The sequence below is a fragment of the Citrobacter sp. Cb080 genome (assembly GCF_030334745.1).
GTDB classification, from domain to species: Bacteria; Pseudomonadota; Gammaproteobacteria; order Enterobacterales; family Enterobacteriaceae; genus Citrobacter; species Citrobacter braakii.
In genome coordinates, this window is the sequence record NZ_JAOWDG010000063.1 from 64,158 (window position 1) to 90,283 (window position 26,126).

Consider the following 26,126-nt stretch of genomic DNA (forward strand, 5'->3'; position numbering starts at 1 on the left):
TTTTTAGCCGCATAAAGTCAAAATTAAGAATTCGTGACGGCTTCCAGAAATCCTTCAAGTGGACCGGCGAGTATACCTGAAGAAAGGACTTTAGATGCTTTTAGCGACGGCGCTGTTAATAATTGGTTTACTTCTGGTGGTCTACGGTGCCGACCGACTGGTATTTGCCGCATCCATTTTATGTCGAAACTTCGGTATTCCCCCCATTATCATCGGGATGACCGTGGTCAGCATTGGTACATCGTTACCCGAGATAATTGTCTCCGTTGCCGCATCGATGAACGGGCAGCTTGATTTAGCCGTCGGTACCGCCATTGGCTCTAACATTACCAACATTCTGCTTATTTTAGGCCTGTCGGCGCTGATTCATCCTTTTACCGTGCATTCTGATGTTCTGCGTCGTGAATTACCGCTAATGTTGCTGGTAAGCATCTTAGCCGCATCGGTCCTGTATGACGGGCAATTGAGTCGCAGCGATGGTTTCTTTCTTCTGCTTCTGGCCGTGCTATGGCTGTTATTCATTGTTAAAATCGCCCGTCTGGCTGAGCGACAAGGTAACGACAGCCTGACCCGCGAGCAGATCGCGGAACTGCCGCGCGAAGGCGGGTTACCGGTCGCGTTTTTGTGGTTGGGTATTGCGCTAATTATTATGCCAATGGCAACGCGTATGGTGGTAGATAACGCAACCGTACTGGCGAACTACTTCGCCATGAGCGAACTCACCATCGGGCTGACGGTTGTCGCCATTGGTACCAGCCTGCCGGAGCTGGCAACGGCAATTGCGGGTCTGCGTAAAGGCGAAAACGATATTGCCGTCGGCAACATCATCGGCGCGAACATTTTTAATATTGTTATCGTCCTCGGACTGCCGGCGCTGATTACGCCGGGGGAAGTTAATCCGATGGCCTTCAGCCGTGACTATAGCGTCATGCTGCTGGTGAGCGTAATTTTTGCACTACTCTGCTGGCGACGTCCGCGCCAGATTGGTCGCGGCGCGGGTGCGCTGCTGACCGGCGGTTTTATCATATGGCTGGCGATGCTGTATTGGTTATCGCCACTTCTCGTTGGATAACTGGAAACGCATTATGTCGCACTTAGAGTTGCAACCGGGTTTTGACTTTCAGCAAGCAGGCAAGGAAGTCCTGGCAATTGAACGTGAAGGCCTGGCGGAGCTTGATCAGTACATCAACCAAAATTTTACTCTCGCCTGCGAGAAAATATTCAGCTGCCCGGGCAAAGTTGTGGTGATGGGGATGGGGAAATCCGGACACATCGGGCGGAAAATGGCGGCCACATTTGCCAGCACCGGCACCCCCTCATTTTTCGTGCATCCAGGCGAAGCCGCACATGGCGATCTGGGCATGGTCTCGCCGCAGGATGTAGTCATCGCCATCTCTAACTCCGGTGAATCCAATGAGATAGCGGCGTTAATCCCGGTGTTAAAACGTCTTCATGTACCGCTTATCTGCATGACCGGTCGTCCGGAAAGCAGCATGGCGCGTGCGGCAGATGTGCATCTGTGTGTTAAAGTGCCTAAGGAAGCTTGCCCGTTAGGCCTGGCGCCGACCAGCAGCACGACCGCAACGCTGGTGATGGGCGATGCGCTAGCCGTGGCATTATTAAAAGCGCGTGGCTTTACCGCGGAAGATTTTGCGTTATCTCATCCCGGTGGCGCACTAGGCCGTAAGCTTTTACTGCGCGTTAACGATATTATGCATACGGGCGATGAGATCCCGCATGTGACTAAAAGCGCCAGCCTGCGTGACGCCTTACTTGAGATCACGCGTAAAAATCTCGGCATGACCGTCATTTGCGATGATGACATGAAGATTGACGGTATTTTCACCGATGGCGATTTACGTCGCGTCTTCGATATGGGCGTTGATGTTCGCCAGTTAGGCATTGCCGATGTGATGACCCCTGGCGGCATTCGCGTGCGTCCGGGCATTCTTGCCGTCGATGCCCTGAATTTAATGCAGTCCCGCCATATCACCTCGGTAATGGTTGCTGATGGCGACCGGTTACTTGGTGTGTTACATATGCATGATCTGCTGCGTGCAGGTGTAGTGTAAGAAACTCAAGGATAAAGAAAATGAGTAAAGCAGGTGCGTCGCTTGCGACCTGTTATGGACCCGTCAGCACAGACGTTATCACCCGGGCAGAGAACATCCGTTTGCTGATCCTGGATGTGGATGGCGTACTGTCTGATGGTCTGATTTATATGGGCAACAACGGTGAAGAGCTAAAGGCTTTTAACGTCCGCGATGGTTACGGAATTCGCTGTGCGCTCACTTCCGGTATCGAGGTTGCCATTATTACCGGACGAAAGGCTAAACTTGTAGAAGATCGCTGTGCCACATTAGGGATCACGCATTTGTATCAGGGGCAGTCAGACAAACTGGTCGCCTTTAACGATCTCCTTAGCAAACTGGCGATCGCTCCTGAAAATGTTGCGTACGTTGGCGATGATCTGATCGACTGGCCGGTGATGGCACAAGTGGGATTAAGCGTGGCGGTGGCGGATGCTCATCCTTTGCTGATCCCGCGGGCCGATTATGTCACCCGCATCGATGGGGGACGCGGCGCGGTACGTGAAGTCTGCGATTTATTACTCCTGGCGCAGGGCAAACTGGACGAGGCCAAAGGGCAATCGATATGAGCAAAACCAGACGTTGGGTTATCATTCTACTGTCGCTGGCTGTCCTTGTGATGATTGGTATTAATCTGGCAGACAAAGACGACACCGCTGAGGTCGTCGTAAATAACAACGAGCCAACCTATAAGAGCGAACATACTGATACCGTTGTGTATAGTCCCGAAGGCGCACTGAGCTATCACTTGATCGCGCAAAACGTTGAATATTATTCGGAACAAGCGGTTTCGTGGTTTACTCAACCGGTATTAACCACATTTGATAAGGATAAAGTACCGACCTGGACGATCAAGGCTGATAAAGCCAAATTGACCAACGATCGGATGCTATATCTGTACGGCCATGTTGAGGTCAACGCCCTGGTGCCCGACTCTCAACTACGCAGAATTACGACCGATAACGCACAGATTAACCTGGTGACACAAGACGTCACTTCCGATGATCTCGTCACGTTATATGGCACAACATTTAACTCCAGCGGACTGAAGATGCGCGGCAACTTACGCAGCAAGAACGCCGAGCTGATTGAAAAGGTTAGAACCTCATATGAAATCCAAAACAAACAAACTCAGCCTTAATCTTGTGCTTGCCAGCGCACTTCTGGCCGCCAGCATCCCGGCATTCGCCGTCACCGGCGATACCGAGCAGCCGATTCACATTGAGTCGGACCAGCAGTCTCTTGATATGCAAGGCAACGTGGTGACCTTTACTGGCAACGTGATTGTGACTCAGGGCACCATCAAAATTAACGCCGATAAAGTCGTCGTAACCCGCCCTGGCGGTGAAGACGGTAAAGAAGTCATTGATGGCTACGGTAATCCTGCAACCTTTTACCAGATGCAGGACAACGGTAAACCGGTTAAAGGCCACGCCTCACACATGCATTATGAACTGGCGAAAGACTTCGTCGTTCTCACCGGTAAGGCTTACCTGGAACAGCTCGATAGCAACATCACGGGCGATAAGATCACCTATCTGGTGAAAGAGCAGAAAATGCAGGCCTTCAGCGATAAAGGCAAACGCGTCACCACCGTTCTGGTACCGTCGCAGTTGCAGGACAAAAACAAGGCTCCGGCAGAGAAAAAAGGTAACTGATTCGTTATGGCAACATTAACTGCAAAGAACCTTGCAAAAGCCTATAAGGGCCGCCGTGTGGTGGAAGATGTCAGTCTGACCGTCAACTCCGGGGAGATCGTCGGTCTGCTCGGTCCTAACGGTGCGGGCAAGACAACGACCTTTTACATGGTGGTCGGCATTGTCCCACGTGATGCGGGCAACATTATCATTGATGACGAAGACATCAGCCTGCTGCCTCTGCATGCGCGCGCGCGTCGCGGCATCGGCTACTTGCCGCAGGAAGCGTCTATTTTCCGTCGCCTGAGCGTGTTTGATAACCTGATGGCGGTGCTGCAAATTCGTGACGATCTTACCAGCGAGCAGCGGGAAGATCGCGCCAACGAGCTGATGGAAGAGTTCCACATCGAACACCTGCGTGACAGCATGGGACAGTCGCTCTCCGGTGGTGAACGACGCCGCGTGGAGATCGCCCGCGCACTGGCCGCGAATCCGAAATTTATCCTGCTGGATGAACCGTTTGCCGGTGTTGACCCGATTTCCGTTATTGATATCAAACGGATCATCGAACATCTGCGCGACAGCGGGCTTGGGGTGCTGATTACCGACCATAACGTTCGCGAAACGCTGGCAGTGTGTGAGCGCGCCTACATCGTGAGTCAGGGCCACCTGATCGCGCATGGCACGCCAACAGAAATACTGCAGGATGAGCACGTTAAACGCGTATACCTTGGGAAAGACTTCAGACTCTGATAGGGTAGAAGACTTCACGTCACCGCAGGAGAGAACAACTCTGAACATGAAGCAAGGTTTGCAACTCAGGCTTAGCCAACAACTGGCGATGACGCCTCAGCTACAACAGGCTATCCGTCTGTTGCAGCTGTCCACGCTGGAACTTCAGCAAGAACTTCAGCAAGCGCTGGAAAGTAACCCACTGCTCGAGCAAACCGATCTTCACGACGAAATTGATACCCAGGAAAAACAGGACAGCGAATCCCTCGACACCGCAGATGCTCTCGAACAAAAAGAGATGCCAGAGGAGCTGCCACTTGACGCCAGTTGGGATGAAATTTACACCGCCGGTACGCCTTCTGGCACCAGCGGGGATTACATCGACGACGAACTGCCTGTGTATCAGGGTGAGACCACGCAATCGCTGCAGGATTACCTGATGTGGCAAGTGGAGCTGACCCCGTTCTCGGATACCGATCGCGCAATTGCGACATCCATTGTTGATGCGGTAGACGAAACCGGTTATCTCACCGTAACCCTGGACGATATTCTCGAAAGCATGGGCGATGACGACGTCGGCATGGACGAAATCGAAGCCGTGCTTAAACGCATTCAGCGTTTTGATCCCGTGGGCGTGGCGGCCAAAGATCTCCGCGACTGCTTATTGATCCAACTTTCACAGTTTGATAAAGCCACGCCGTGGCTGGAAGAAGCGCGCCTGATCATCAGCGATCACCTCGATCTGTTAGCCAACCATGACTTCCGCACGCTGATGCGCGTAACCCGGCTGAAAGAAGATGTGCTGAAAGAAGCCGTCAATCTTATTCAGTCCCTGGACCCCAGACCTGGGCAGTCTATCCAGACCGGGGAGCCAGAATACGTTATTCCGGATGTACTGGTGCGTAAGCATAACGATCGCTGGGTGGTCGAACTCAACGGCGACAGCATTCCACGGTTGCAGATTAACCAGCACTACGCCGCCATGTGCAACAGCGCGCGCAACGACGCTGACAGCCAGTTTATTCGTAGCAATCTGCAGGATGCAAAGTGGCTGATTAAAAGCCTGGAAAGTCGCAATGATACGCTGCTGCGCGTCAGTCGCTGTATCGTTGAACAGCAGCAAGCCTTCTTTGATCAAGGCGAAGAGTTTATGAAACCGATGGTGCTGGCGGATATCGCCCAGGCCGTCGAGATGCACGAATCGACCATTTCCCGAGTGACCACGCAAAAGTATCTGCACAGTCCGCGCGGCATTTTTGAATTGAAGTATTTCTTTTCCAGTCACGTTAACACTGAAGGCGGAGGCGAAGCCTCATCCACAGCTATACGTGCACTGGTGAAGAAATTAATTGCTGCGGAAAACCCCGCGAAACCGCTGAGTGACAGCAAGTTAACCTCTATGCTGTCAGAACAGGGTATCATGGTGGCACGCCGCACTGTTGCGAAGTACCGAGAGTCTTTATCCATTCCGCCGTCGAACCAGCGCAAACAGCTGGTCTGACCCAACCGATAAGGAAGACACTATGCAGCTCAACATCACTGGAAACAACGTCGAAATCACTGAAGCCTTACGCGATTTTGTTAATACAAAATTCGCCAAGCTAGAACAATATTTCGACCGGATTAATCAGGTCTATATTGTGTTGAAAGTGGAGAAGGTGACACATATCTCGGATGCAACACTGCATGTGAACGGTGGCGAAATTCATGCCAGCGCGGAAGGTCAGGATATGTACGCCGCCATTGACGGTTTAATTGATAAACTGGCTCGGCAGTTAACAAAACATAAAGATAAACTGAAACAGCACTAACTTGTCCGGGCAGTTAGCGGGTGCAGGACGGCCTGTTGTGTCGCACAACGGGCCATTTGTACAGTTAGCGCTTAGGTGAAATTATGACAAATAACGATACGACTCTACAACTGAGCAATGTTCTTAACCAGGAATGTACACGCGCTGGCGTTCACTGCCAAAGCAAGAAACGCGCGCTGGAAATCATCAGCGAACTGGCGGCAAAACAGCTCAGCTTGCCCTCTCAGGTGGTATTTGAAGCCATTCTGACGCGTGAAAAAATGGGCAGTACCGGCATCGGTAATGGAATTGCTATCCCGCACGGAAAGCTGGAAGAAGACACGATGCGCGCAGTTGGCGTGTTTGTGCAACTTGAAACGCCAATTGCTTTCGACGCCATTGATAATCAACCCGTCGATCTGCTTTTCGCCCTGCTGGTTCCGGCAGACCAAACCAAGACGCATTTGCATACGTTGTCGCTGGTCGCCAAACGTCTGGCCGATAAAACCATCTGCCGCCGCCTGCGCGCAGCACAGAGTGACCAGGAGTTGTATCAAATCATCACGGACACCGAAGGTGGACTGGATGAAGCATAACAACCCAATGGCATCCTTTTTTGTCGTTGTGAGGAGAAACAGTACATGGTACTGATGATCGTCAGCGGTCGTTCGGGGTCAGGAAAATCTGTCGCCCTGCGAGCGCTGGAAGATATGGGTTTTTACTGCGTGGATAACCTTCCCGTAGTGCTGTTGCCCGATCTGGCTCGTACTCTGGCCGATCGCCAGATTTCTGCGGCCGTCAGCATTGATGTGCGCAACATGCCTGAGTCCCCAGAGATTTTCGAGCAGGCAATGAACAATCTGCCTGAAGGCTTCTCACCACAGTTGCTGTTCCTTGACGCCGATCGTAACACCCTGATTCGCCGCTACAGCGACACGCGTCGCCTGCATCCTCTTTCCAGCAAGAACTTATCTCTGGAGAGCGCTATCGATAAGGAAAGCGATTTGCTGGAGCCGCTGCGCTCTCGTGCTGACCTGATCGTGGATACCTCCGAAATGTCCGTGCACGAACTGGCGGAAATGTTGCGTACCCGCCTGCTGGGCAAGCGTGAACGCGAATTGACGATGGTATTCGAATCCTTTGGTTTCAAACACGGTATCCCAATTGACGCGGATTACGTCTTTGACGTGCGCTTCCTGCCTAACCCGCACTGGGATCCGAAGCTGCGCCCGATGACCGGTCTTGACCGCCCCGTCGCCGCCTTTCTTGACAGGCACACAGAAGTACACAATTTTATCTACCAGACTCGCAGCTATCTTGAGCTATGGTTACCCATGCTGGAGACCAACAACCGCAGCTACCTCACCGTAGCTATTGGCTGTACCGGCGGGAAACACCGTTCGGTGTATATTGCAGAGCAGCTGGCAGACTACTTCCGCTCACGCGGTAAAAACGTACAGTCACGCCATCGTACGCTGGAAAAACGTAAATCATGACCGTGAAGCAAACTGTTGAAATCACGAATAAGCTGGGTATGCATGCTCGCCCAGCCATGAAACTGTTTGAATTGATGCAGGGTTTTGAAGCAGAAGTTTTGCTGCGTAATGATGAAGGAACGGAAGCCGAGGCAAACAGTGTTATCGCTCTGCTGATGCTGGATTCCGCCAAAGGGCGTCAGATAGAAGTTGAAGCCACGGGTCCACAGGAAGTGGAAGCCCTGGCAGCGGTGATTGCCCTGTTTAATTCAGGATTTGATGAAGATTAGTCGAGTACCTGAAGCGCTGCGCTCATCAGGCCTACACGGCAACGTCACACTCCCGTAGGCCGGATCCGTATCCGGCAATAAACCCGTTAATACAGCTTATTTTCCCGCATAAACGACTCACCGCCTAGCTGGCGCATTTGGCGCATAATCCACGCCTGACGGCTACGTACATAACCAGAAGGCGCATTCGCTTTAAAACGCAAAGGATTGGGTAATACCGCCGCCAGCAAGGCCGCTTCAGACAGACTCAGCCGACTGGCTGGCTTATGGAAATAGCGCTGCGCCGCTGCCTCCACGCCGAAAACCCCATCACCAAACTCAGCAATATTCAGGTAAACGGTCAGAATACGCTTCTTGCTCCAGACGGTTTCCATACCCAGCGTCAGCCCTGCTTCGAGACCTTTACGCACCCAGCTACGTCCATCCCACAAAAAGAGGTTTTTTGCCGTCTGTTGCGATAACGTCGACGCCCCGCGAATACGGTTTTCATTACGTTCGTTGTGTGCCAGCGCTTTCTCTATAGCGGAAACATCGAATCCCCAGTGCTCGGGAAACTTCTGGTCCTCCGCGGCGATCACCGCCAGTCCCATCCACGGTGGGATCTCATCCATGCTCACCCAGTCTGAGTGCGCCACATAACCGAAATCACCGGACAGCCATGCGCTCAGTTGCCGCTCGACCATCACGGCAGAGAAAGGGACTGGCATCACGCTGAAAAGTGCGATGCCCCCGCCCCAAAATACGGCGAGGACAACGACCGCCCGCAGAAAGATACGTCGCAGAAAGGCGGTAACTCCTTTTCTCATTCAGCCAGCACCAGCACACGTGATACCAGTTTATCGATACCACTCGCGGCCTGAGCGATATCCTGCGCCAGCATATAGGCGGGAGTAGTGACGATTTTGTTGTCTTCATCAACGACAATGTCATCAACCGGACAAGGCACATGTTCTGCGCCCATCTCTTCCAGCACCTCTGCCGTATCAATATCAGTACCGATGGTCAGACGCAGCGGAAAGTCAAAAATTTTAGGTAACATGGCAGGCGCAATGCACATAAATCCCAGCGGCTTACCCGCCTGATGCATAGCCACCGCCAGCGCAGCTAAGTCGCTATCAACCCGACACTCACTGCCCTGGCTGGCAAAATTGCTCAGATTTTTGGCCGCGCCAAACCCGCCTGGCACGATCAACGCATCCAGTTCCGTTGAGACTGCCTGAGCAAGTGGGCGAATATCACCGCGTGTTATACGGGCGGCTTCAATCAGCACATTACGCGTTTCCTGCATCGGCTCGCCGGTCAGATGATTAATCACATCCGCTTGTTGTTTATCCGGTGCGAAACAGACGGCCTGAGCGCCGTTGCGGGCAATCGCCAGAAGCGTGAGAACAGTTTCATGGATCTCTGCGCCGTCATACACGCCGCATCCGCTGAGCACTACACCCACTTTTTTCATCGTGATACTCCTTTCTCAACTGGCTGAAACATATTAGTTATTATGATTTAAATGCTACGCTTCACACATTTAACTGATTCATGTAACAAATTATTTAAGATTTGCTATCTTAACTGCGTGCGGCCTGAAAATTAGGGCTGCGCCCTTGTAAACAATGATAATAATTTACGGCGCAGCCACGATTTCCCTGGTGTTGGCGCAGTATTCGCGCACCCCGGTCAAGCCGGGGTCATTTTTTTTCCACGCTCGCCACCCAGGCCTTCAATACCGCCACGTCGTGCTGCCACTCCTGCTTCATCTCTTCAATCCATTCAGCAACATTATCTTCCCAGGCTGGAAGATCTGGCGACTGGATTTGCTGACCTAACTGTTGCAGGTGGCGCAGCCCCACGGAACCTGCCGCGCCTTTAATTTTATGGCCTTCCTCAACAACGCCTTTTTTATCCCGTGCGGTCAGATTGGACTCCAGCACGCTCAAATATCCCGGCATCATCTTCTCAAACACCGCCAGCCCGTCGGTTATTAACTTCGGTCCCACCAGCTCGAGGTATTGTTCCAACATAGGAATATCTAACAGCGCTTGCGATTTACTGCTCTCTTCAGATGTCACAGTGCTCTCCTCTTTGTTTCGGGTATCCCAGTATTTTTTGATCATGGCGGTTAACGCCGGAACCGACAGCGGCTTACTCAGCACGTCGTCCATTCCCGCGTCCAGATACTCTTTTTTATCTTTCAGAACGTTGGCGGTAAGCGCAACCAGCGGCGGCAGGTCCTCACGGGCGTATTTTTGCGTCAGCTCGCGCGAGATATCCAGACCGGTCATATCCGGTAGCTGAATATCCAGCAGCACCAGGTCATATTCGCCCGGCGTGAACATTTCCAGCGCGGCTTTCCCGGTCATGGCGACATCCACGCTGTTGCCCAGTTTTTCCAGCACTGAACGCGCGACAATAACGTTCAGTTCGATATCTTCCACCAGCAGCACATTCAGGGCTGGCAGCGGCATGTCGTCGTCTTCAAAGGCGTCTTCAATCTCTTCCGCTACCGCAGGCGCATGCACGGTCAGCGTAAAGATGGAGCCTTTGCCAGCCTGGCTGGAGACCGTAATATCACCGCCCATGTTTTTCGCCAGACGCTTCGATACGGCCAGTCCAATCCCGGTTCCCGTTGCCGGTTTGCCGCCATTGCTGTCCTTCACCTGATAATACATGGCGAAGATTTTATCTTGCTCATCCTGCGGAATACCGATCCCGGAATCTTCAACTTCGAAATGCAGTATATTCCCCTGGTCATAGCGCGCCCGCACGGTTACCTGCCCCTGCTGGGTAAACTTCACGGCGTTGCTGATCAGATTCCACAGAATCTGGCGCAAACGCGTGCCGTCGGTAATGACCTTATGCGGCAGTGGTAACGTCGGCTCAAGTACAAAACGCAGCCCTTTTTGCTGCGCCTGCAGGCCAGAGAGGTTTTCCAGATCCGCCATAAAGCTGGTGAAATCGATCGGCTGGTTATCGAGCTGAACTTTACGTCGCTCCATTTTATCCATGTCGATAATATCGTTGAAAATATTCCCCAGCGTCACGGCAGAGACGTGGATTGTTTTCAGGTATTTTTCCTGCTCAGCGGTCAGATCCGTATCCAGCAGGATCCGGCTTAAGCCGACAATGCCGTTAAGCGGGGTGAGCAGTTCGTGGCTGATGGTAGAAATGAAGGTGGTCTTATCGCGGCTGGCGCGCTCTAACGCATCCTGATAACGCTTACGCTCGGTAATATCGCGCCCAAAACCCATCAGACCATGCCGCTTACCTACGCGGTCATAGTAAGGTACTTTGCGAATTTCAAAGCAGGCTTTGCGCCCGTCAGGATAGTCCAGCCACTGTTCGTAGGTGAGCGAGACGTTATGACGGAACACCTTCTCGTCGGTTTCAATGACCTTTTCTGCCGCCTCAGGGGAGTAAACATCAGCCGGTTTTAAATTCACCAACTGCTTTTCGCTCTTGCCGGTCAGCAGTTCCATGGCACGGTTACAGCCGGAAAATTCTTTATCTTCATTACGATAAAAAACCAGATCCGGCGAGGCATCAAGGAAAGAGCGTAAAAAGGAAGACTGCTGCTCAAGCTGAATCTGCGCTTCTTCGCGCTCTTTGATTTCAACCTTCAACTGCTCGAACGTATCCTGGCGCTCCGCTTCGGCTTTTTCGCGCTCAACAATTTCCTGATTAAGCTGGGCAATATTATCTTTTAACTGCACATTGAGCTTGAGATCGCGCTCGCGCATCTCTTCCAGCTTTTGTACCAGTCGTGACAAGCGTTGCCGGGACTCTTCCAGTTGCTCCACCACCACTGACAGAAAATAGACGGCCCAGGGGGTAATCAACAGACCAAAAAAGATAGAGCGGATAACATCAATGCTTTCTACCTGGCCATGCAGCACCATGGTGACAGCCATCTGCACCACAATCGCCAACACGACCAGCGCCAGCGCCAATAACAGCGAAAAGCGCACCAGACCCAATTTCATCATCAGGTCGACGTAATATTGCGCCAGCATACGGATTTGCTTCATAGAGGGTTCCTTCACGACAACTTGGCACAATAATACTCAATTCTCAGCGTGACGTTGAAGATTGTGCAAGAAATGCGGAGGTTATCGGTGAAATGACCGAGGAGAGATTCAACGTGGGCCTGATAAGCGTAGCGTCATCAGGCAAGCAGGCGCAGATTGCCGGATGGTTAGCTCCCAGGCTGAATCCACGGAGTGCCAAGCGCAGAGCCTTGAACACCATGAGCATTGAGATAGCGATCCAGTTCGACCATCCCGGTCCAGCGGTTTTCACACCATAGCGGAGCCAACAGCATTGGGCGACGCGCGCTGGCAGAGATTCGATGATAAATCACCTCTGGCGGCGTATGGCGGATCATCTCCCCGGCGGTAACCGTGTAGTCGTCCAGTTCAATTCCGTTCAGCCGTCCGGCTTCCCAGGCCTTTGCCATCGTACTGCCTTTCACAATATGCAGCGGATGCAGCTTAATACCGTCAACGCCCGTCTCCACCACACGTTCCATGGTTTGCAGACAGTCTGCCTGTCCTTCGCCCGGCAGGCCAACAATCAGGTGTGAGCACACTTTCAGCCCGCGCTCGCGCGCCAGCCGCGTAGTGTTCTGATAGCAGGCAAAATCATGGCCGCGGTTAATCCGGTGCAGAGTTTTGTCATGCGCGGTTTGCAGACCGAGCTCCAGCCATACCTCATAGCCGAGGTCTTTATACTCACAAAGCAGATCGAGTACCGCATCCGGCACGCAGTCGGGGCGCGTCCCAACGCATAACCCGACGATGTTGGCCTGGCTGACCGCCTGTTGATACATCGAGCGCAGCACCTGTACTTCCGCAAAGGTGCTGGTATAAGCCTGGAAATAGGCCAGATAGCGTCTGGCGCGATTGACCAACTGCGCCTGATGCTCAAGCTGCTCGGCAATTGAATGGTGCTGCTGTGCTTCATCGGCAAACGAGGCGACATTACAGAAAGTACATCCGCCGCGTCCGATGGTGCCATCACGGTTTGGACAGCTAAATCCGCCGTGCAGCGTGAGTTTATGAACCTTTTGCCCATAACGGCGAGAAAGATCCCCACCAAACATATTGACTAATTTCTGTAACTGCATAATCTGGTAGACCGCGCCTTGAAAAGAGGCCAAAGCCTGCCATTTTTTGCCCCAGTCGGCGATGACCTGGATCAATCGCCCTGGCGAGCCTTTATTTATTGCATAACAAATCAAAATAATCGAAATTCCATTCACTCAAAATATAATTACTTTTCCTTATATCCAGCTGTTTTTTTTATCTTCTTATACTCTCAGCGTAAAAACAGTATCTTTAAGACGCCAAAACTCTAAAAACCAGCATAAAATGCCAAGTATATCGATAAACAAAGGGAGGACGAGAGATATCCGGCCTCTCTTACAGTGAGACAGATCACACTTCCCAGGGCATCCTACTCAGGTTATATCAATGTATAAAACCCTTTTATTTCAATATTTTCATAAAGTTAATTACCCAATAGCACATTTTTGCATAAATAAGATTGCCATTTGACCTGTGTGTGGATTCCCGATAACTTGGAAATCCGCTGGAAGCTTTCTGGATGAGCAGTCTGCTCATCATATTTATGCAGTAATTGAGATTCCCTCTGAAGCAAGTCCTCAAACTTGTTTGACCTGTGCGAAAAGGATAAAGAGGGCGAATGCGAGGTAAGCGTATGACACGCAAACCCCGTCGCCATGCTCTTGGTGTGCCCGTGCGCAACGGTCCAGATGGGAATCCCGCAGAGCCTGGGGAGGTTCACTGATATGTTGTACGATAAATCCCTTGAGAGGGATAACTGTGGTTTCGGCCTGATCGCCCACATAGAAGGCGAACCTAGCCACAAGGTAGTGCGTACCGCCATACACGCACTGGCCCGCATGCAGCACCGTGGCGCAATTCTTGCCGATGGAAAAACCGGCGATGGTTGCGGCCTGCTGTTACAAAAACCTGACCGCTTTTTCCGCATCGTAGCGCAAGAGCGCGGCTGGCGTTTAGCCAAAAACTACGCCGTCGGCATGATCTTTTTAAATAAAGACGCTGAGCTGGCAGCGGCTTCCCGTCGCATTGTAGAAGAAGAATTACAGCAGGAGACCCTGTCGATTGTCGGCTGGCGCGACGTGCCGACTAACGAAGGTGTTCTCGGTGAAATTGCGCTCTCCTCCCTGCCTCGTATCGAGCAAATTTTTGTTAATGCCCCTGCGGGCTGGCGTCCGCGTGATATGGAGCGTCGCCTGTTCATCGCGCGCCGTCGTATCGAAAAACGCCTCCAGGAAGATAAAGACTTCTACGTCTGTAGCTTGTCGAACCTGGTCAATATCTATAAAGGTCTGTGTATGCCGGCGGATCTGCCGCGCTTTTACCTGGACCTGGCGGACCTGCGTCTGGAATCGGCCATCTGCCTGTTCCACCAGCGCTTCTCCACCAACACCGTACCACGCTGGCCGCTGGCGCAACCGTTTCGCTACCTGGCGCACAATGGTGAAATCAACACCATCACCGGCAACCGCCAGTGGGCGCGCGCCCGTACCTATAAATTCCAGACGCCGCTGATCCCTGATCTGCACGACGCCGCACCGTTCGTTAACGAAACCGGCTCCGACTCCAGCTCGATGGATAACATGCTGGAACTGCTGCTGGCTGGCGGGATGGATATCATCCGCGCCATGCGTTTACTGGTGCCGCCGGCCTGGCAGAACAACCCGGATATGGACCCGGAGCTGCGCGCGTTCTTCGACTTTAACTCCATGCACATGGAGCCGTGGGATGGTCCGGCGGGTATCGTTATGTCCGACGGTCGCTTTGCCGCCTGTAACCTTGACCGCAACGGCCTGCGTCCGGCGCGCTACGTCATCACCAAAGACAAGCTGATTACCTGCGCTTCTGAAGTCGGGATCTGGGATTATCAGCCGGATGAAGTGGTTGAGAAAGGTCGCGTCGGCCCTGGGGAGTTGATGGTTATCGATACCCGCAGCGGGCGCATTCTGCATTCGGCTGAAACCGATGACGATCTGAAAAGCCGCCACCCCTACAAAGAGTGGATGGAGAAGAACGTCCGCCGTCTGGTGCCTTTCGAAGACCTGGCTGACGATCAGGTCGGCAGCCGTGAACTGGACGATGACACCCTCGCCAGCTACCAGAAACAGTTTAACTACAGCGCTGAAGAGCTGGATTCCGTTATCCGCGTGCTCGGTGAAAATGGTCAGGAAGCGGTCGGTTCAATGGGTGATGATACCCCGTTTGCCGTGCTCTCCAGCCAGCCGCGCATCATTTATGACTACTTCCGCCAGCAGTTTGCCCAGGTCACCAACCCGCCGATCGACCCGCTGCGTGAAGCGCACGTCATGTCGCTGGCCACCAGCATCGGTCGTGAGATGAACGTCTTCTGCGAAGCCGAAGGTCAGGCGCACCGTCTGAGCTTTAAGTCGCCGATCCTGCTGTACTCCGATTTCACCCAGCTTACCACCATGAAAGAGGAGCATTATCGCGCTGACCGACTGGATATCACCTTCGACGTGACCGAAACCACGCTCGAAGAGACCGTCAAAGCATTGTGCGATAAGGCTGAACAGATGGTGCGTAACGGCACGGTGCTGCTGGTGCTCTCTGACCGTAATATCGCAAAAAACCGCTTGCCGGTTCCGGCACCGATGGCCGTTGGCGCAGTACAAACACGTCTGGTAGAACAAAGCCTGCGTTGCGATGCCAACATCATCGTTGAAACCGCCAGCGCCCGTGACCCGCACCATTTTGCCGTTCTGCTCGGTTTTGGCGCGACGGCCATTTATCCGTATCTGGCGTATGAAACGCTGGGACGTCTGATCGACACTCAGGCGATTGCCAAAGATTACCGGACAGTGATGCTGAACTACCGTAACGGCATCAACAAGGGTCTGTACAAAATCATGTCCAAAATGGGCATCTCGACCATCGCCTCTTACCGCTGCTCGAAGTTGTTTGAAGCCGTTGGTCTGCACGATGATGTTGTGGCTTTATGCTTCCAGGGCGTGGTCAGTCGCATCAGCGGCGCGGGTTTTACCGACTTCCAGCAGGATCTGCTGAACCTCTCCAAACATGCCTGGCTGGCGCGTAAGCCTATCAGCCAGGGCGGTTTGCTGAAGTACGTCCACGGCGGCGAATACCACGCCTACAACCCGGACGTGGTGCGCACGCTGCAACAGGCAGTACAAAGCGGCGAGTACAGCGACTATCAGGAATATGCAAAGCTGGTCAATGAGCGTCCGGCGGCCACGCTGCGCGATCTGCTGGCGATTACACCTGGCGATGAAGCCGTAAGCATTAGCGAAGTAGAACCCGCAACCGAACTGTTTAAACGCTTTGATACCGCAGCGATGTCTATCGGGGCATTAAGCCCGGAAGCACACGAGGCGCTGGCCGAAGCCATGAACAGCATCGGCGGTAACTCGAACTCCGGTGAAGGCGGCGAAGATCCGGCACGCTACGGCACTAACAAGGTGTCGCGCATTAAGCAGGTGGCTTCCGGTCGCTTTGGCGTAACCCCAGCGTACCTGGTCAATGCTGATGTCATTCAGATTAAAGTCGCTCAAGGCGCGAAGCCGGGCGAAGGCGGTCAGTTACCGGGTGATAAAGTCACCCCGTACATCGCCAAACTGCGTTATTCGGTGCCGGGCGTGACGCTGATCTCCCCACCGCCGCACCACGATATCTACTCTATCGAGGACTTAGCGCAGCTGATTTTCGACCTGAAACAGGTCAACCCGAAAGCGATGATCTCGGTGAAGCTGGTTTCCGAACCAGGCGTCGGCACTATTGCGACCGGCGTGGCGAAAGCCTATGCGGATCTGATTACTATTGCCGGCTACGATGGCGGTACCGGTGCAAGTCCGCTCTCATCCGTGAAGTATGCGGGCTGCCCGTGGGAACTCGGTCTGGTGGAAACCCAGCAGGCGCTGGTGGCTAACGGTCTGCGTCACAAGATCCGTCTGCAGGTCGATGGCGGTCTGAAAACCGGCGTCGATATCATTAAAGCGGCAATTTTGGGTGCAGAAAGCTTCGGTTTCGGCACCGGCCCCATGGTCGCGCTGGGCTGTAAATACCTGCGTATTTGCCATCTGAACAACTGCGCAACCGGCGTGGCAACTCAGGATGACAAACTGCGTAAGAACCACTATCACGGCCTGCCGTTCAAAGTGACTAACTACTTTGAATTTATCGCCCGCGAAACCCGCGAGCTGATGGCGCAACTGGGCGTGAAACGTCTGGTGGATCTGATTGGTCGTACCGACCTGCTCAAAGAGCTGGAAGGGTTTACCGCCAAGCAGCAGAAACTGGAGCTGTCTCGTCTGCTGGAAACCGCTGAACCGCATCCAGGTAAAGCGCTGCATTGCACTGAAAACAATCCGCCGTTTGATAACGGCGTGCTGAACGCCCAGCTGTTACAGCAGGCGAAACCGTTTGTCGACGAGCGCCAGAGCAAAACCTTCTGGTTCGATATCCGCAACACCGACCGTTCCGTCGGCGCATCGCTGTCGGGCTATATCGCTCAGACGCATGGCGATCAGGGGCTGGCATCTGACCCGATTAAAGCGCACTTCAGCGGTACCGCAGGCCAGAGCTTCGGCGTGTGGAACGCGGGCGGCGTGGAGCTGTATCTGACCGGCGATGCCAACGACTATGTCGGTAAAGGCATGGCGGGCGGCCTGCTGGCAGTGCGTCCTCCGGTTGGCTCTGCTTTCCGTAGCCATGAGGCGAGCATCATTGGTAACACCTGCCTGTATGGTGCTACCGGTGGCCGCCTGTTTGCTGCGGGTCGTGCGGGTGAGCGTTTTGCGGTGCGTAACTCCGGCGCTATTACCGTGGTTGAAGGTATTGGCGACAACGGCTGTGAATATATGACCGGCGGCATCGTGTGTATTCTCGGCAAAACCGGCGTCAACTTCGGTGCAGGCATGACCGGCGGATTCGCCTACGTGCTCGACGAAGACGGTGAATTCCGCAAACGCGTGAACCCGGAACTGGTAGAAGTACTGAGCGTGGACTCGCTGGCTATTCATGAGGAACACCTGCGCGGTCTGATTACCGAGCATGTACAACATACCGGTTCTTCACACGGCGAAGAGATCCTGGCGAACTGGCCAGCATTCTCGGCGAAATTCGCGCTGGTAAAACCGAAATCCAGTGATGTGAAAGCACTGTTGGGTCACCGTAGTCGTAGCGCAGCAGAGCTGCGTGTGCAGGCGCAGTAAGGGGTAGCAGCAATGAGTCAGAACGTATACCAATTTATCGACCTGCAGCGCGTTGATCCACCGAAGAAACCGCTGAAGATCCGTAAGATCGAATTTATCGAGATCTACGAGCCGTTTTCCGAAGGCCAGGCCAAAGCACAGGCTGATCGCTGTCTTTCCTGCGGCAACCCGTACTGCGAGTGGAAGTGCCCGGTACATAACTACATTCCGAACTGGCTTAAGCTGGCGAATGAGGGACGTATTTTTGAAGCGGCAGAACTGTCGCACCAGACTAACACTCTGCCGGAAGTCTGTGGCCGAGTGTGCCCGCAGGATCGTCTTTGTGAAGGATCCTGCACGCTAAACGATGAGTTCGGTGCGGTAACTATCGGCAACATCGAGCGCTATATCAACGATAAAGCGTTCGAGATGGGCTGGCGTCCGGATATGACTGGCGTTCGCCAGACGGACAAGCGCGTGGCGATCATCGGTGCAGGTCCGGCGGGCCTGGCCTGTGCTGATGTGCTGACCCGCAACGGCGTGAAGGCGGTGGTATTTGACCGCCACCCGGAAATCGGCGGTCTGCTGACCTTCGGGATCCCGGCATTCAAGCTGGAGAAAGAGGTCATGACCCGTCGCCGTGAAATCTTCACTGGTATGGGCATTGAGTTCAAACTAAACGTGGAAGTGGGCCGCGACGTGCAGCTTAACGATCTGCTGAAGGATTACGATGCCGTGTTCCTTGGTGTAGGTACCTATCAGTCGATGCGCGGTGGGCTGGAAAACGAAGACGCTTCCGGCGTATTTGATGCCCTGCCGTTCCTGATCGCCAATACCAAACAGTTGATGGGATTTGGCGAAAGCAGTGACGAGCCGTACATCAGCATGGAAGGCAAACGCGTCGTTGTTCTCGGCGGTGGCGATACCGCGATGGACTGCGTGCGGACCTCGGTTCGCCAGAACGCGGCACACGTAATCTGCGCCTATCGCCGCGACGAAGAGAACATGCCGGGTTCCAAACGCGAGGTGAAAAACGCGCGTGAAGAAGGCGTCGAGTTCCAGTTCAACGTCCAGCCTTTAGGCGTGGAAGTGAATGCCAACGGTAAAGTGTGCGGCGTGAAAATGGCGCGCACCGAAATGGGCGAACCGGATGCGAAGGGTCGTCGCCGCGCGGAGATCGTCGCTGGTTCCGAGCACGTTGTTCCAGCTGATGCGGTGGTACTGGCGTTTGGATTCCGCCCGCACAGTATGGAGTGGCTGAAAGAGCACAGCGTCGAGCTGGATTCTCAGGGCCGTATTATTGCTCCGGAACGCAGCGATAACGCCTTCCAGACCAGCAACCCAAAAATCTTCGCAGGTGGCGATATCGTGCGTGGTTCGGATCTTGTAGTCACCGCGATTGCCGAAGGTCGTAAAGCGGCAGACGGTATCCTGAACTACCTGGAAGTGTAAGTAAGCATCTTCTGGCATCTCATCTTCAAACGCTGATGAGATGCCAGATTCCTCGCAACCCCCCTGCCCCTCCCCTCTATCAACACCGTGAAAGAGAACTAAAAAACATACGGAAACGTTTGCTTTATTCTGAGAACTGTATATTATGCGGCGGATTTTTTGGGCAAAATTCATGGAGGCGTTGTGTCGCAGGACAACAATTATAGCCAGGGCCCCGTCCCTCTGGCGGCGCGGAAGGGCGTGATTCCACTAACGTTTGTCATGTTGGGACTCACATTTTTTTCCGCCAGTATGTGGACCGGTGGCACACTCGGTACCGGTCTTTCCTATAATGATTTCTTCCTTGCAGTTCTCTTCGGTAATCTTCTCCTCGGTATTTACACTGCATTTCTCGGTTTTATCGGCGCAAAAACAGGGCTCTCAACCCACCTTCTGGCACGTTACTCATTTGGTTTGAAAGGTTCATGGCTTCCCTCACTGCTCTTAGGCGGTACACAGGTAGGCTGGTTTGGCGTTGGTGTGGCCATGTTTGCTATCCCGGTTGGCAAAGCGACGGGGATTGACGTCAATGTTCTGATTGCGGTTTCCGGTCTGTTGATGACCCTGACTATCTTTTTTGGCATCTCGGCGCTGACCGTTTTATCTATCATCGCCGTACCTGCCATCGTCGTTCTTGGCAGCTACTCCGTCTGGCTGGCGGTGAGCGATGTTGGCGGTTTAGACCATTTAAAAGCGATAGTGCCGCAGACACCGCTGAATTTCTCCACCGCACTGGCGTTGGTGGTCGGCTCATTTATCAGCGCAGGCACGTTAACCGCCGACTTTGTCCGCTTTGGCCGCAACGCCAAAGGTGCGGTACTGATTGCCATGGTGGCATTTTTCCTTGGCAACTCGTTGATGTTTATCTTCGGCGCTGCGGGTGCCGCCGCTGTTGGACAGGCGGACATCTCTGACGTAATGATTGCTCAGGGCCTGCTGCTGCCCGCAATTGTGGTGCTCGGCCTGAATATCTGGACCACCAACGACAACGCGCTCTACGCTTCAGGTTTGGGATTTGCCAATATTACCGGCCTTTCCAGCCGTTCGCTGTCGGTGGCTAACGGTATTATCGGCACACTGTGCGCACTGTGGCTTTACAATAACTTTGTCGGTTGGCTGACATTTTTGTCGGCAGCGATTCCTCCAATTGGTGGAGTGATTATCGCCGACTATCTGCTGAACCATCGCCGATATGCCGACTTCAGCAAAGCACAATTTATTTCCGTAAACTGGATAGCTATCCTGTCCGTTGCACTGGGCATTGCCGCCGGTCACTATATTCCCGGTATCGTGCCCGTCAACGCCGTACTCGGCGGCGTATTCAGCTATATCCTGCTGAACCCACTTTTCAATCGCAGCCTTGCTAAATCACCAGAGGTCAGCCATGCAGAATAATAACATCACCATTCGTCAGGCGCGTTTACAGGGACGCGAAGGATTGTGGCAGCTCACGGTTGAAAACGGACGCTTCAGCCGAATTGAGGCTCAGGACGCCGCTACGTTGCCACAGGGTGAAGTGCTTGATGCCGAAGGTGGCCTGGCAATCCCACCGTTCGTAGAGCCACATATCCACCTGGATACCACGCAAACCGCGGGGGAGCCGAGCTGGAACCAGTCTGGTACGTTATTTGAAGGCATTGAGCGCTGGGCCGAACGTAAGGCAATGCTCACTCACGATGACGTGAAAGCGCGCGCCATGCAGACTCTTAAGTGGCAGATGGCCAACGGCATCCAGTATGTCCGCACTCACGTTGACGTTTCCGACCCAACGCTGACCGCGCTGAAAGCCATGCTGGAGGTGAAGCAAGAAGTCGCTCCGTGGGTAGAGCTACAGATTGTCGCGTTCCCGCAAGAGGGCATTCTTTCTTATCCCAACGGTGAAGCGTTATTAGAGGAAGCCGTGCGTTTGGGGGCCGACGTCATTGGCGCTATCCCCCACTTTGAATTTACGCGTGAATATGGCGTGGAGTCGTTGCACAAAATTTTCGCCCTCGCGCAAAAATACGACAGACTTATCGACGTGCACTGTGACGAAATTGACGATGAGCAATCACGCTTTGTTGAAACCGTCGCGGCGCTGGCCCATCGCGACAATATGGGCGAGCGCGTGACCGCCAGCCATACTACGGCAATGCACTCCTATAACGGCGCGTATGCTTCCCGTCTTTTCCGCCTGTTGAAAATGTCCGGCATTAACTTTGTCGCGAATCCACTGGTGAATATTCACCTGCAAGGGCGCTTTGACACGTATCCTAAACGCCGCGGCGTTACACGCGTCAAAGAGATGCTGGAGGCAGAGATCAACGTATGCTTCGGCCATGATGACGTCTTCGATCCGTGGTATCCGCTAGGCACCGCGAATATGCTGCAGGTACTGCACATGGGGTTACATGTGTGTCAGCTGATGGGATACGGACAAATTAACGATGGCCTGAATCTGATCACCACCCACAGCGCGAAAACCCTGCACCTGCAGGACTACGGTCTGAGCGTGGGGAATTCCGCGAACCTGGTGATTTTACCGGCAGAGAATGGGTTTGACGCGGTTCGTCGCCAGACGCCTGCACGTTATTCCATTCGTCACGGGCGAATCATTGCCGAGACTGTGCCGAGCCAAACGACGCTGCATCTGACGCAGCCGGAAGCGGTGACGTTTAAGCGCTAGGTTGTAATATCCGGTGTCGGATGGCGCAAGCCTTGCCATCCGACACCGTCACTCTCATCGTCAGGTGTGTAATAAACTGGCGCGCACCTTGATCACCACCTTTTTGATGTCCATCGGAGCCTGTACCACGCAGCCCGGCTTATGCGGCTCGCCCGGCATAAAAATCACAAATCTTCCCGGCTTCAGTACCATCGCCTGCTCATCGGCAATCTGGCTACACAGCTGATAATCATCCTCCACGTGCATCTCTTCGCACTGACGAGCAGAATCAGTCATCCCGAACAGAATGCGTTCTTCACCAGATAACAGCACCTGAATATCAATGTACTCCCTGTGCAGTTCCGCTTTCTTTTGCTCCGGGCTCTGCGTTGCAAATTGCATGACATTCATAAAAATATTATCGCCCTGCAACTCGTAGCGCCCTGGCGTTTTCTCCTGCAGATTCGCCGCAACAGCCAGCGTTAACGCCTGCTGCAAAACCGGATGTAATCCGGCAGAAGGCAATGAACGCAACTCAGCTGACATCATAATCAATCTCCCTGGGCCAACAGCGCGGCCCCCAGTAATCCAGCGTCATGACGGTAATGCGCCGCCCGTAATTCTACGTGGTAAGCCGAAGGCTCTTGTGCCAGATAGTTTTCCACCAGCGCCAGATACCCTTCTGCCAGCCCCACGCTGCCGCCAATCACCACAATCTGGCAATCGATCGTGGCCTTCACATCGGCGACAAGCCTTGCCAAAGTACGTGCCGAACGATGGATCAACCGACTGGCCTGCTCATCACCCTGCCCGGCGCGGCTAAAAATGGTTTTGGCGTCGCATCCAGCAAGCGTGCCTTCGGCAGCCGACGCGATCCCACGACCGGAAGCGATCGCCTCGACACAACCCACACGCCCGCAACCGCACACCGGCCCATGCGGATCAGCCAGCGTATGTCCCAGATGCCCGGCCAGACCGCCAATCCCGGTCAGCAGCTTCCCATCACTTACCACCCCGCCGCCTACACCGGTGGAGACGGTGATAAACACCATATCGCGGTACTCGCCGCCAAGCGCATGATACTCAGCCCACGCCGCTGCCTGCGCGTCATTGACTGCCAGCGTCGGCAAAGCGGTGAGATCTTTTAGCGTTTGCACCAGAGGAAAATGCAGCAGCCCGCCGAGGTTGTGCGGGTTCAGCGCCAGTAGAGAACCGTCGCGGATAATCCCCGTTGAGGCGATCGCCACCCGCGTTGCCTGCCCCTGTAGCGGCGCAACCAGTGCTTGTAACGCGGCACGCAGAGCATCCGGTGTTTTGCTGGCGGGCGTCGGCAATTCATGACGCTCTTGAATTTGCAGGCTGCTGTCTACCAGTGCGACAGCCAGTTTGGTGCCGCCAATATCAATCGACAGCGTGGTCATAGCACCGCCTTTTTAAGCGCTGTGTTGTACCACTGGCAAATGTGCTCCAGCCGGGTAATGGCTGAGCCGACTGTCACCGCCCAAGCGCCATGACGCATCGCCTCAGCGGCCTGCGCTGGCGTGTTGTAACGTCCTTCAGCAATCACCCGACAACCCGCGTCGCTTAAAGACTTCACCAGAGCCAGATCCGGTTCTTCGGGCGTTTCTGGCGTGGTATAACCAGAAAGGGTAGTGCCAATGATTTCGGCACCGAGTTTCTGGCAGGCCATGCCATCCGCCATGGACGAACAGTCAGCCATCGCAAGGCGTTGGTGATGATGAATACGTGCCAGTAAGGTTTCTACAGGTACCGGACGTACGCGATCGGTACCGTCGATGGCGATGATGTCAGCGCCTGCCTGCGCTAACGCATCAACATCCTCCAGATATGCGGTGATGCGGACCGGAAAGTCATCAAGGTCACGTTTGAGAATGCCGATAATCGGCACCGAAACTACCGCCCTGGTCGCTTTCAGGTTTTCCACCCCTTCAATGCGTAACGCCACCGCGCCAGCCTGTTCTGCGGCCAGCGCCATCGCCGCAACAATTTCCGGTTTATCTAACGGGCTGTCAGGAACAGGCTGGCAGGAGACAATCAGCCCGCCGTTCGCGGCAATCTTGATATCCAGTTGTTCAAGTAACGACATGCTTATTCCCTTATGACTATTGCCCGGCGCAGGACCGGGCAAACGGATTAACTTTTGGATTTCACCATGGTGCTTTTGTCGCCGCCGAACGGCACGGCCCCGCTAAACGGTTTGCCATCAATGGCATCATGCGTACGCAATGCTTCAGGCCGCAGCCAGCGCTGTACGCGAGACGGCATATCGAGACCAATCAGCAGGATCACCACAAATGTCAGACCGAAAGAGAGCGATCCCAACGCGGTGCCCAGATCCAGTCGTTGGGCAATCAGCGCACCGATGATCGGTGCCAGCGCCCCGCCCAGTGCACCCACGTTGTAGGTGAAGCCCAGACCCGCCGCACGCTGGTCGGTATCGAAATAGCCGCCAATCAGTTTGGGTAAGATCCCGGAGATCCCCTGACCGAGCATTTGCTGGAAAAACAGCAGTAAACCCAGTACCCAGACGTTTGAGCCGCCAATCGCAAACACTGGAATAATCAGCAACTGCGAAGCCAGCAGACTGCAGACATAGGCCTTACGCGTGCCCAGCCAGTCGCCAAGAAAACCACCGACGCAACAACCGACCGCCGCGCCAAAGCCGCTAAAGAAGAGCACCCTGGCGACAGTGGAAGGGTCATACAGCAATTCGGTTTTCAGATAGGTTGGCAGCAGCGCCTGAATCGGCCACGAGTAAAGGAAGGCAAACAGCACAACCACCATCAGCATGACGCCCGTCGGCCAGCGTTTCCCGCTGCTTTGCACCATAAAACTAATGAAGATAAACGCGCATATCAGGCCAAGGACCGCCACGATAGCCGCATTTTGCAGGTTGCCTGCAAAGCAGAACCACAGCGCGGTTGCGGCGGCGAGAGTCATCACAATATTGATAACCCGATGTTCGCCCCGGTAGAGAATGTCCACCATCGTGCGTACCGGCGCTTTGCCTTCGTGTTTCTCTTTCCAGTCTTCCGCTTCCGGAATATTTTTACGCAGCCAGAGGGCGAAGATAATCGGCAAAATGCCGATGAAGAACAGCGCGCGCCATCCCCAGACCGGGACCACCAGGCTGTAGACCTGGGCGGCGATCACTGCGCCTACAGAGAAGCCGGAAATCAGGAAGCCGCTGGCTTTGTTTCGCAGGTGCCTGGGCCAGCTTTCAATAACATAAGTTGCGCTGGAGCCGTACTCACCAGCCATCCCCATACCGATAACCAGGCGGGCGATAAACATGGTGGTGTAGCCCGGCGCGAAGCCGCAGGCCAGCGTCCCCACAGAGAACAGAATGATACTGGTGACCATCGCCAGGCGGCGTCCATAACGGTCGCCCATCGCTCCCAGCATTAACCCACCAAACCAGCGGGAGATAAAAGCAGCCGAAATCAGACTGGCCGCTTGTACCGTCGTCAGTCCGAATTCGCCTTGTACTTCCGTCAGCACAAGGGCGATTAATACAAAATCAAAACCATCAAGCAAATATCCCAGCCAGGCGGCAGAAAATGCCCGCCATTGTGCCCGATTGAGATGGCGATACCACGGGATGCTCTGGGTAGAAGTACTCATTTTACTCTCCCGACGATCTTTATTTTCGTTGTGGTGCCGGATGGCGGATTCGCCTTATCCGGCCTACGAGTCTTGTTTTTGCAGGCCGG

General features: G+C 54.0%; 23 protein-coding genes. 15 read left to right on the forward strand and 8 right to left on the reverse strand.

The window, feature by feature from the left end; all coding sequences use genetic code 11:
* The first annotated feature begins 94 nt into the window (after positions 1–94).
* The 11 genes from OGV38_RS11530 to npr all read left to right on the forward strand — a co-directional run bounded on the left by OGV38_RS11530 (position 95) and on the right by npr (position 8,014).
* The gene (locus OGV38_RS11530) at positions 95–1,072 is read left to right on the forward strand and encodes a calcium/sodium antiporter (protein WP_016157573.1); all 978 of its coding nucleotides are present in this window, start codon (positions 95–97) and stop codon (positions 1,070–1,072) included.
* A gap of 13 nt (positions 1,073–1,085) precedes the next feature.
* Positions 1,086–2,072, forward strand: coding sequence for an arabinose-5-phosphate isomerase KdsD (kdsD, locus tag OGV38_RS11535; RefSeq protein ID WP_016154685.1), 987 nt, complete (start codon positions 1,086–1,088; stop codon positions 2,070–2,072).
* 20 nt (positions 2,073–2,092) lie between these two features.
* Positions 2,093–2,659 carry a 3-deoxy-manno-octulosonate-8-phosphatase KdsC gene (kdsC, locus tag OGV38_RS11540; RefSeq protein WP_046276014.1) on the forward strand — a complete coding sequence of 189 codons (567 nt, stop codon included), beginning with the start codon at positions 2,093–2,095 and terminating at the stop codon, positions 2,657–2,659.
* Positions 2,656–3,231, forward strand: coding sequence for an LPS export ABC transporter periplasmic protein LptC (gene lptC / locus OGV38_RS11545; RefSeq protein ID WP_016154687.1), 576 nt, complete (start codon positions 2,656–2,658; stop codon positions 3,229–3,231). The genes kdsC and lptC overlap by 4 nt, the downstream gene beginning before the upstream one ends.
* Positions 3,200–3,748, forward strand: a complete 549-nt coding sequence (gene lptA / locus OGV38_RS11550) for a lipopolysaccharide ABC transporter substrate-binding protein LptA (protein WP_016154688.1) — start codon at positions 3,200–3,202, stop codon at positions 3,746–3,748. The genes lptC and lptA overlap by 32 nt, the downstream gene beginning before the upstream one ends.
* A 6-nt stretch (positions 3,749–3,754) precedes the next feature.
* Positions 3,755–4,480, forward strand: coding sequence for an LPS export ABC transporter ATP-binding protein (lptB, locus tag OGV38_RS11555; protein ID WP_286473327.1), 726 nt, complete (start codon positions 3,755–3,757; stop codon positions 4,478–4,480).
* A 46-nt stretch (positions 4,481–4,526) separates the two neighbouring features.
* A complete protein-coding gene (gene rpoN, locus OGV38_RS11560) occupies positions 4,527–5,960 on the forward strand; it encodes an RNA polymerase factor sigma-54 (RefSeq protein WP_016154689.1) in 1,434 nt (477 codons plus the stop codon).
* A gap of 22 nt (positions 5,961–5,982) precedes the next feature.
* Positions 5,983–6,270, forward strand: a complete 288-nt coding sequence (hpf, locus tag OGV38_RS11565; protein ID WP_003025078.1) for a ribosome hibernation promoting factor — start codon at positions 5,983–5,985, stop codon at positions 6,268–6,270.
* An 83-nt stretch (positions 6,271–6,353) separates the two neighbouring features.
* Positions 6,354–6,845, forward strand: coding sequence for a PTS IIA-like nitrogen regulatory protein PtsN (ptsN, locus tag OGV38_RS11570; RefSeq protein ID WP_016154690.1), 492 nt, complete (start codon positions 6,354–6,356; stop codon positions 6,843–6,845).
* Between the two features lie 45 nt (positions 6,846–6,890).
* Entirely contained in the window at positions 6,891–7,745 is an 855-nt protein-coding gene (gene rapZ / locus OGV38_RS11575; protein ID WP_003025085.1) for an RNase adapter RapZ, read from the forward strand.
* Positions 7,742–8,014 carry a PTS phosphocarrier protein NPr gene (gene npr, locus OGV38_RS11580; protein ID WP_003828770.1) on the forward strand — a complete coding sequence of 91 codons (273 nt, stop codon included), beginning with the start codon at positions 7,742–7,744 and terminating at the stop codon, positions 8,012–8,014. The genes rapZ and npr overlap by 4 nt, the downstream gene beginning before the upstream one ends.
* Positions 8,015–8,100: 86 nt before the next feature.
* On the opposite strand, the gene mtgA is transcribed toward npr, so the two are convergent.
* From mtgA to mnmL, 4 genes are all read right to left on the reverse strand, one after another.
* Positions 8,101–8,820 (reverse strand): monofunctional biosynthetic peptidoglycan transglycosylase, encoded by a 720-nt coding sequence (gene mtgA, locus OGV38_RS11585; RefSeq protein WP_286473328.1) that lies wholly within the window; start codon positions 8,818–8,820, stop codon positions 8,101–8,103.
* A complete protein-coding gene (gene elbB / locus OGV38_RS11590) occupies positions 8,817–9,470 on the reverse strand; it encodes an isoprenoid biosynthesis glyoxalase ElbB (protein ID WP_016154692.1) in 654 nt (217 codons plus the stop codon). Before elbB ends, mtgA begins: the two co-directional genes overlap by 4 nt.
* Before the next feature lie 229 nt (positions 9,471–9,699).
* A complete protein-coding gene (arcB, locus tag OGV38_RS11595; RefSeq protein ID WP_286473329.1) occupies positions 9,700–12,036 on the reverse strand; it encodes an aerobic respiration two-component sensor histidine kinase ArcB in 2,337 nt (778 codons plus the stop codon).
* A gap of 167 nt (positions 12,037–12,203) precedes the next feature.
* A complete protein-coding gene (mnmL, locus tag OGV38_RS11600; RefSeq protein ID WP_049040958.1) occupies positions 12,204–13,133 on the reverse strand; it encodes a tRNA modification radical SAM protein MnmL/YtqA in 930 nt (309 codons plus the stop codon).
* 684 nt (positions 13,134–13,817) lie between these two features.
* Here mnmL and gltB point away from each other — a divergent pair.
* The 4 genes from gltB (at position 13,818) to OGV38_RS11620 (ending at position 22,413) form a co-directional block, all read left to right on the forward strand.
* Entirely contained in the window at positions 13,818–18,278 is a 4,461-nt protein-coding gene (gene gltB, locus OGV38_RS11605; protein WP_049040924.1) for a glutamate synthase large subunit, read from the forward strand.
* Between the two features lie 12 nt (positions 18,279–18,290).
* Positions 18,291–19,709: a glutamate synthase small subunit gene (locus tag OGV38_RS11610; protein ID WP_016154696.1), complete on the forward strand. Its 1,419-nt coding sequence runs from the start codon at positions 18,291–18,293 to the stop codon at positions 19,707–19,709.
* Between the two features lie 183 nt (positions 19,710–19,892).
* Positions 19,893–21,143, forward strand: a complete 1,251-nt coding sequence (gene codB, locus OGV38_RS11615; RefSeq protein WP_016154697.1) for a cytosine permease — start codon at positions 19,893–19,895, stop codon at positions 21,141–21,143.
* On the forward strand, positions 21,133–22,413 hold the full coding sequence (locus OGV38_RS11620) for a cytosine deaminase (protein WP_016157577.1): 1,281 nt from the start codon (positions 21,133–21,135) through the stop codon (positions 22,411–22,413). Before codB ends, OGV38_RS11620 begins: the two co-directional genes overlap by 11 nt.
* Positions 22,414–22,473: 60 nt before the next feature.
* Here OGV38_RS11620 and nanQ read toward each other — a convergent pair whose 3' ends face one another.
* Genes nanQ through nanT form a run of 4 tightly spaced genes read right to left on the reverse strand, consistent with a single transcriptional unit; the run spans position 22,474 to position 26,037 of the window.
* The gene (gene nanQ, locus OGV38_RS11625) at positions 22,474–22,941 is read right to left on the reverse strand and encodes an N-acetylneuraminate anomerase (protein ID WP_016157578.1); all 468 of its coding nucleotides are present in this window, start codon (positions 22,939–22,941) and stop codon (positions 22,474–22,476) included.
* Between the two features lie 2 nt (positions 22,942–22,943).
* Positions 22,944–23,813, reverse strand: coding sequence for an N-acetylmannosamine kinase (gene nanK, locus OGV38_RS11630; RefSeq protein ID WP_104651723.1), 870 nt, complete (start codon positions 23,811–23,813; stop codon positions 22,944–22,946).
* Positions 23,810–24,499: an N-acetylmannosamine-6-phosphate 2-epimerase gene (locus OGV38_RS11635; protein ID WP_104651724.1), complete on the reverse strand. Its 690-nt coding sequence runs from the start codon at positions 24,497–24,499 to the stop codon at positions 23,810–23,812. The genes nanK and OGV38_RS11635 overlap by 4 nt, the downstream gene beginning before the upstream one ends.
* Before the next feature lie 47 nt (positions 24,500–24,546).
* Positions 24,547–26,037, reverse strand: a complete 1,491-nt coding sequence (gene nanT / locus OGV38_RS11640; RefSeq protein WP_016154702.1) for a sialic acid transporter NanT — start codon at positions 26,035–26,037, stop codon at positions 24,547–24,549.
* Positions 26,038–26,126 lie beyond the last annotated feature (89 nt).

Bases quoted from the DNA above. Each gene is read 5' to 3' on its own strand.
- ptsN (WP_016154690.1), top strand. From the start codon at position 6,354: ATGACAAATAACGATACGACTCTACAACTGAGCAATGTTCTTAACCAG.
- hpf (WP_003025078.1), top strand. From the start codon at position 5,983: ATGCAGCTCAACATCACTGGAAACAACGTCGAAATCACTGAAGCCTTA.
- kdsD (WP_016154685.1), top strand. From the start codon at position 1,086: ATGTCGCACTTAGAGTTGCAACCGGGTTTTGACTTTCAGCAAGCAGGC.
- mnmL (WP_049040958.1), bottom strand. From the start codon at position 13,133: ATGCAGTTACAGAAATTAGTCAATATGTTTGGTGGGGATCTTTCTCGC.
- nanK (WP_104651723.1), bottom strand. From the start codon at position 23,813: ATGACCACGCTGTCGATTGATATTGGCGGCACCAAACTGGCTGTCGCA.
- arcB (WP_286473329.1), bottom strand. From the start codon at position 12,036: ATGAAGCAAATCCGTATGCTGGCGCAATATTACGTCGACCTGATGATG.
- rpoN (WP_016154689.1), top strand. From the start codon at position 4,527: ATGAAGCAAGGTTTGCAACTCAGGCTTAGCCAACAACTGGCGATGACG.
- npr (WP_003828770.1), top strand. From the start codon at position 7,742: ATGACCGTGAAGCAAACTGTTGAAATCACGAATAAGCTGGGTATGCAT.
- nanT (WP_016154702.1), bottom strand. From the start codon at position 26,037: ATGAGTACTTCTACCCAGAGCATCCCGTGGTATCGCCATCTCAATCGG.
- kdsC (WP_046276014.1), top strand. From the start codon at position 2,093: ATGAGTAAAGCAGGTGCGTCGCTTGCGACCTGTTATGGACCCGTCAGC.
- OGV38_RS11610 (WP_016154696.1), top strand. From the start codon at position 18,291: ATGAGTCAGAACGTATACCAATTTATCGACCTGCAGCGCGTTGATCCA.
- OGV38_RS11635 (WP_104651724.1), bottom strand. From the start codon at position 24,499: ATGTCGTTACTTGAACAACTGGATATCAAGATTGCCGCGAACGGCGGG.
- lptB (WP_286473327.1), top strand. From the start codon at position 3,755: ATGGCAACATTAACTGCAAAGAACCTTGCAAAAGCCTATAAGGGCCGC.
- lptC (WP_016154687.1), top strand. From the start codon at position 2,656: ATGAGCAAAACCAGACGTTGGGTTATCATTCTACTGTCGCTGGCTGTC.
- OGV38_RS11620 (WP_016157577.1), top strand. From the start codon at position 21,133: ATGCAGAATAATAACATCACCATTCGTCAGGCGCGTTTACAGGGACGC.
- lptA (WP_016154688.1), top strand. From the start codon at position 3,200: ATGAAATCCAAAACAAACAAACTCAGCCTTAATCTTGTGCTTGCCAGC.
- OGV38_RS11530 (WP_016157573.1), top strand. From the start codon at position 95: ATGCTTTTAGCGACGGCGCTGTTAATAATTGGTTTACTTCTGGTGGTC.
- elbB (WP_016154692.1), bottom strand. From the start codon at position 9,470: ATGAAAAAAGTGGGTGTAGTGCTCAGCGGATGCGGCGTGTATGACGGC.
- nanQ (WP_016157578.1), bottom strand. From the start codon at position 22,941: ATGATGTCAGCTGAGTTGCGTTCATTGCCTTCTGCCGGATTACATCCG.
- mtgA (WP_286473328.1), bottom strand. From the start codon at position 8,820: ATGAGAAAAGGAGTTACCGCCTTTCTGCGACGTATCTTTCTGCGGGCG.
- rapZ (WP_003025085.1), top strand. From the start codon at position 6,891: ATGGTACTGATGATCGTCAGCGGTCGTTCGGGGTCAGGAAAATCTGTC.
- gltB (WP_049040924.1), top strand. From the start codon at position 13,818: ATGTTGTACGATAAATCCCTTGAGAGGGATAACTGTGGTTTCGGCCTG.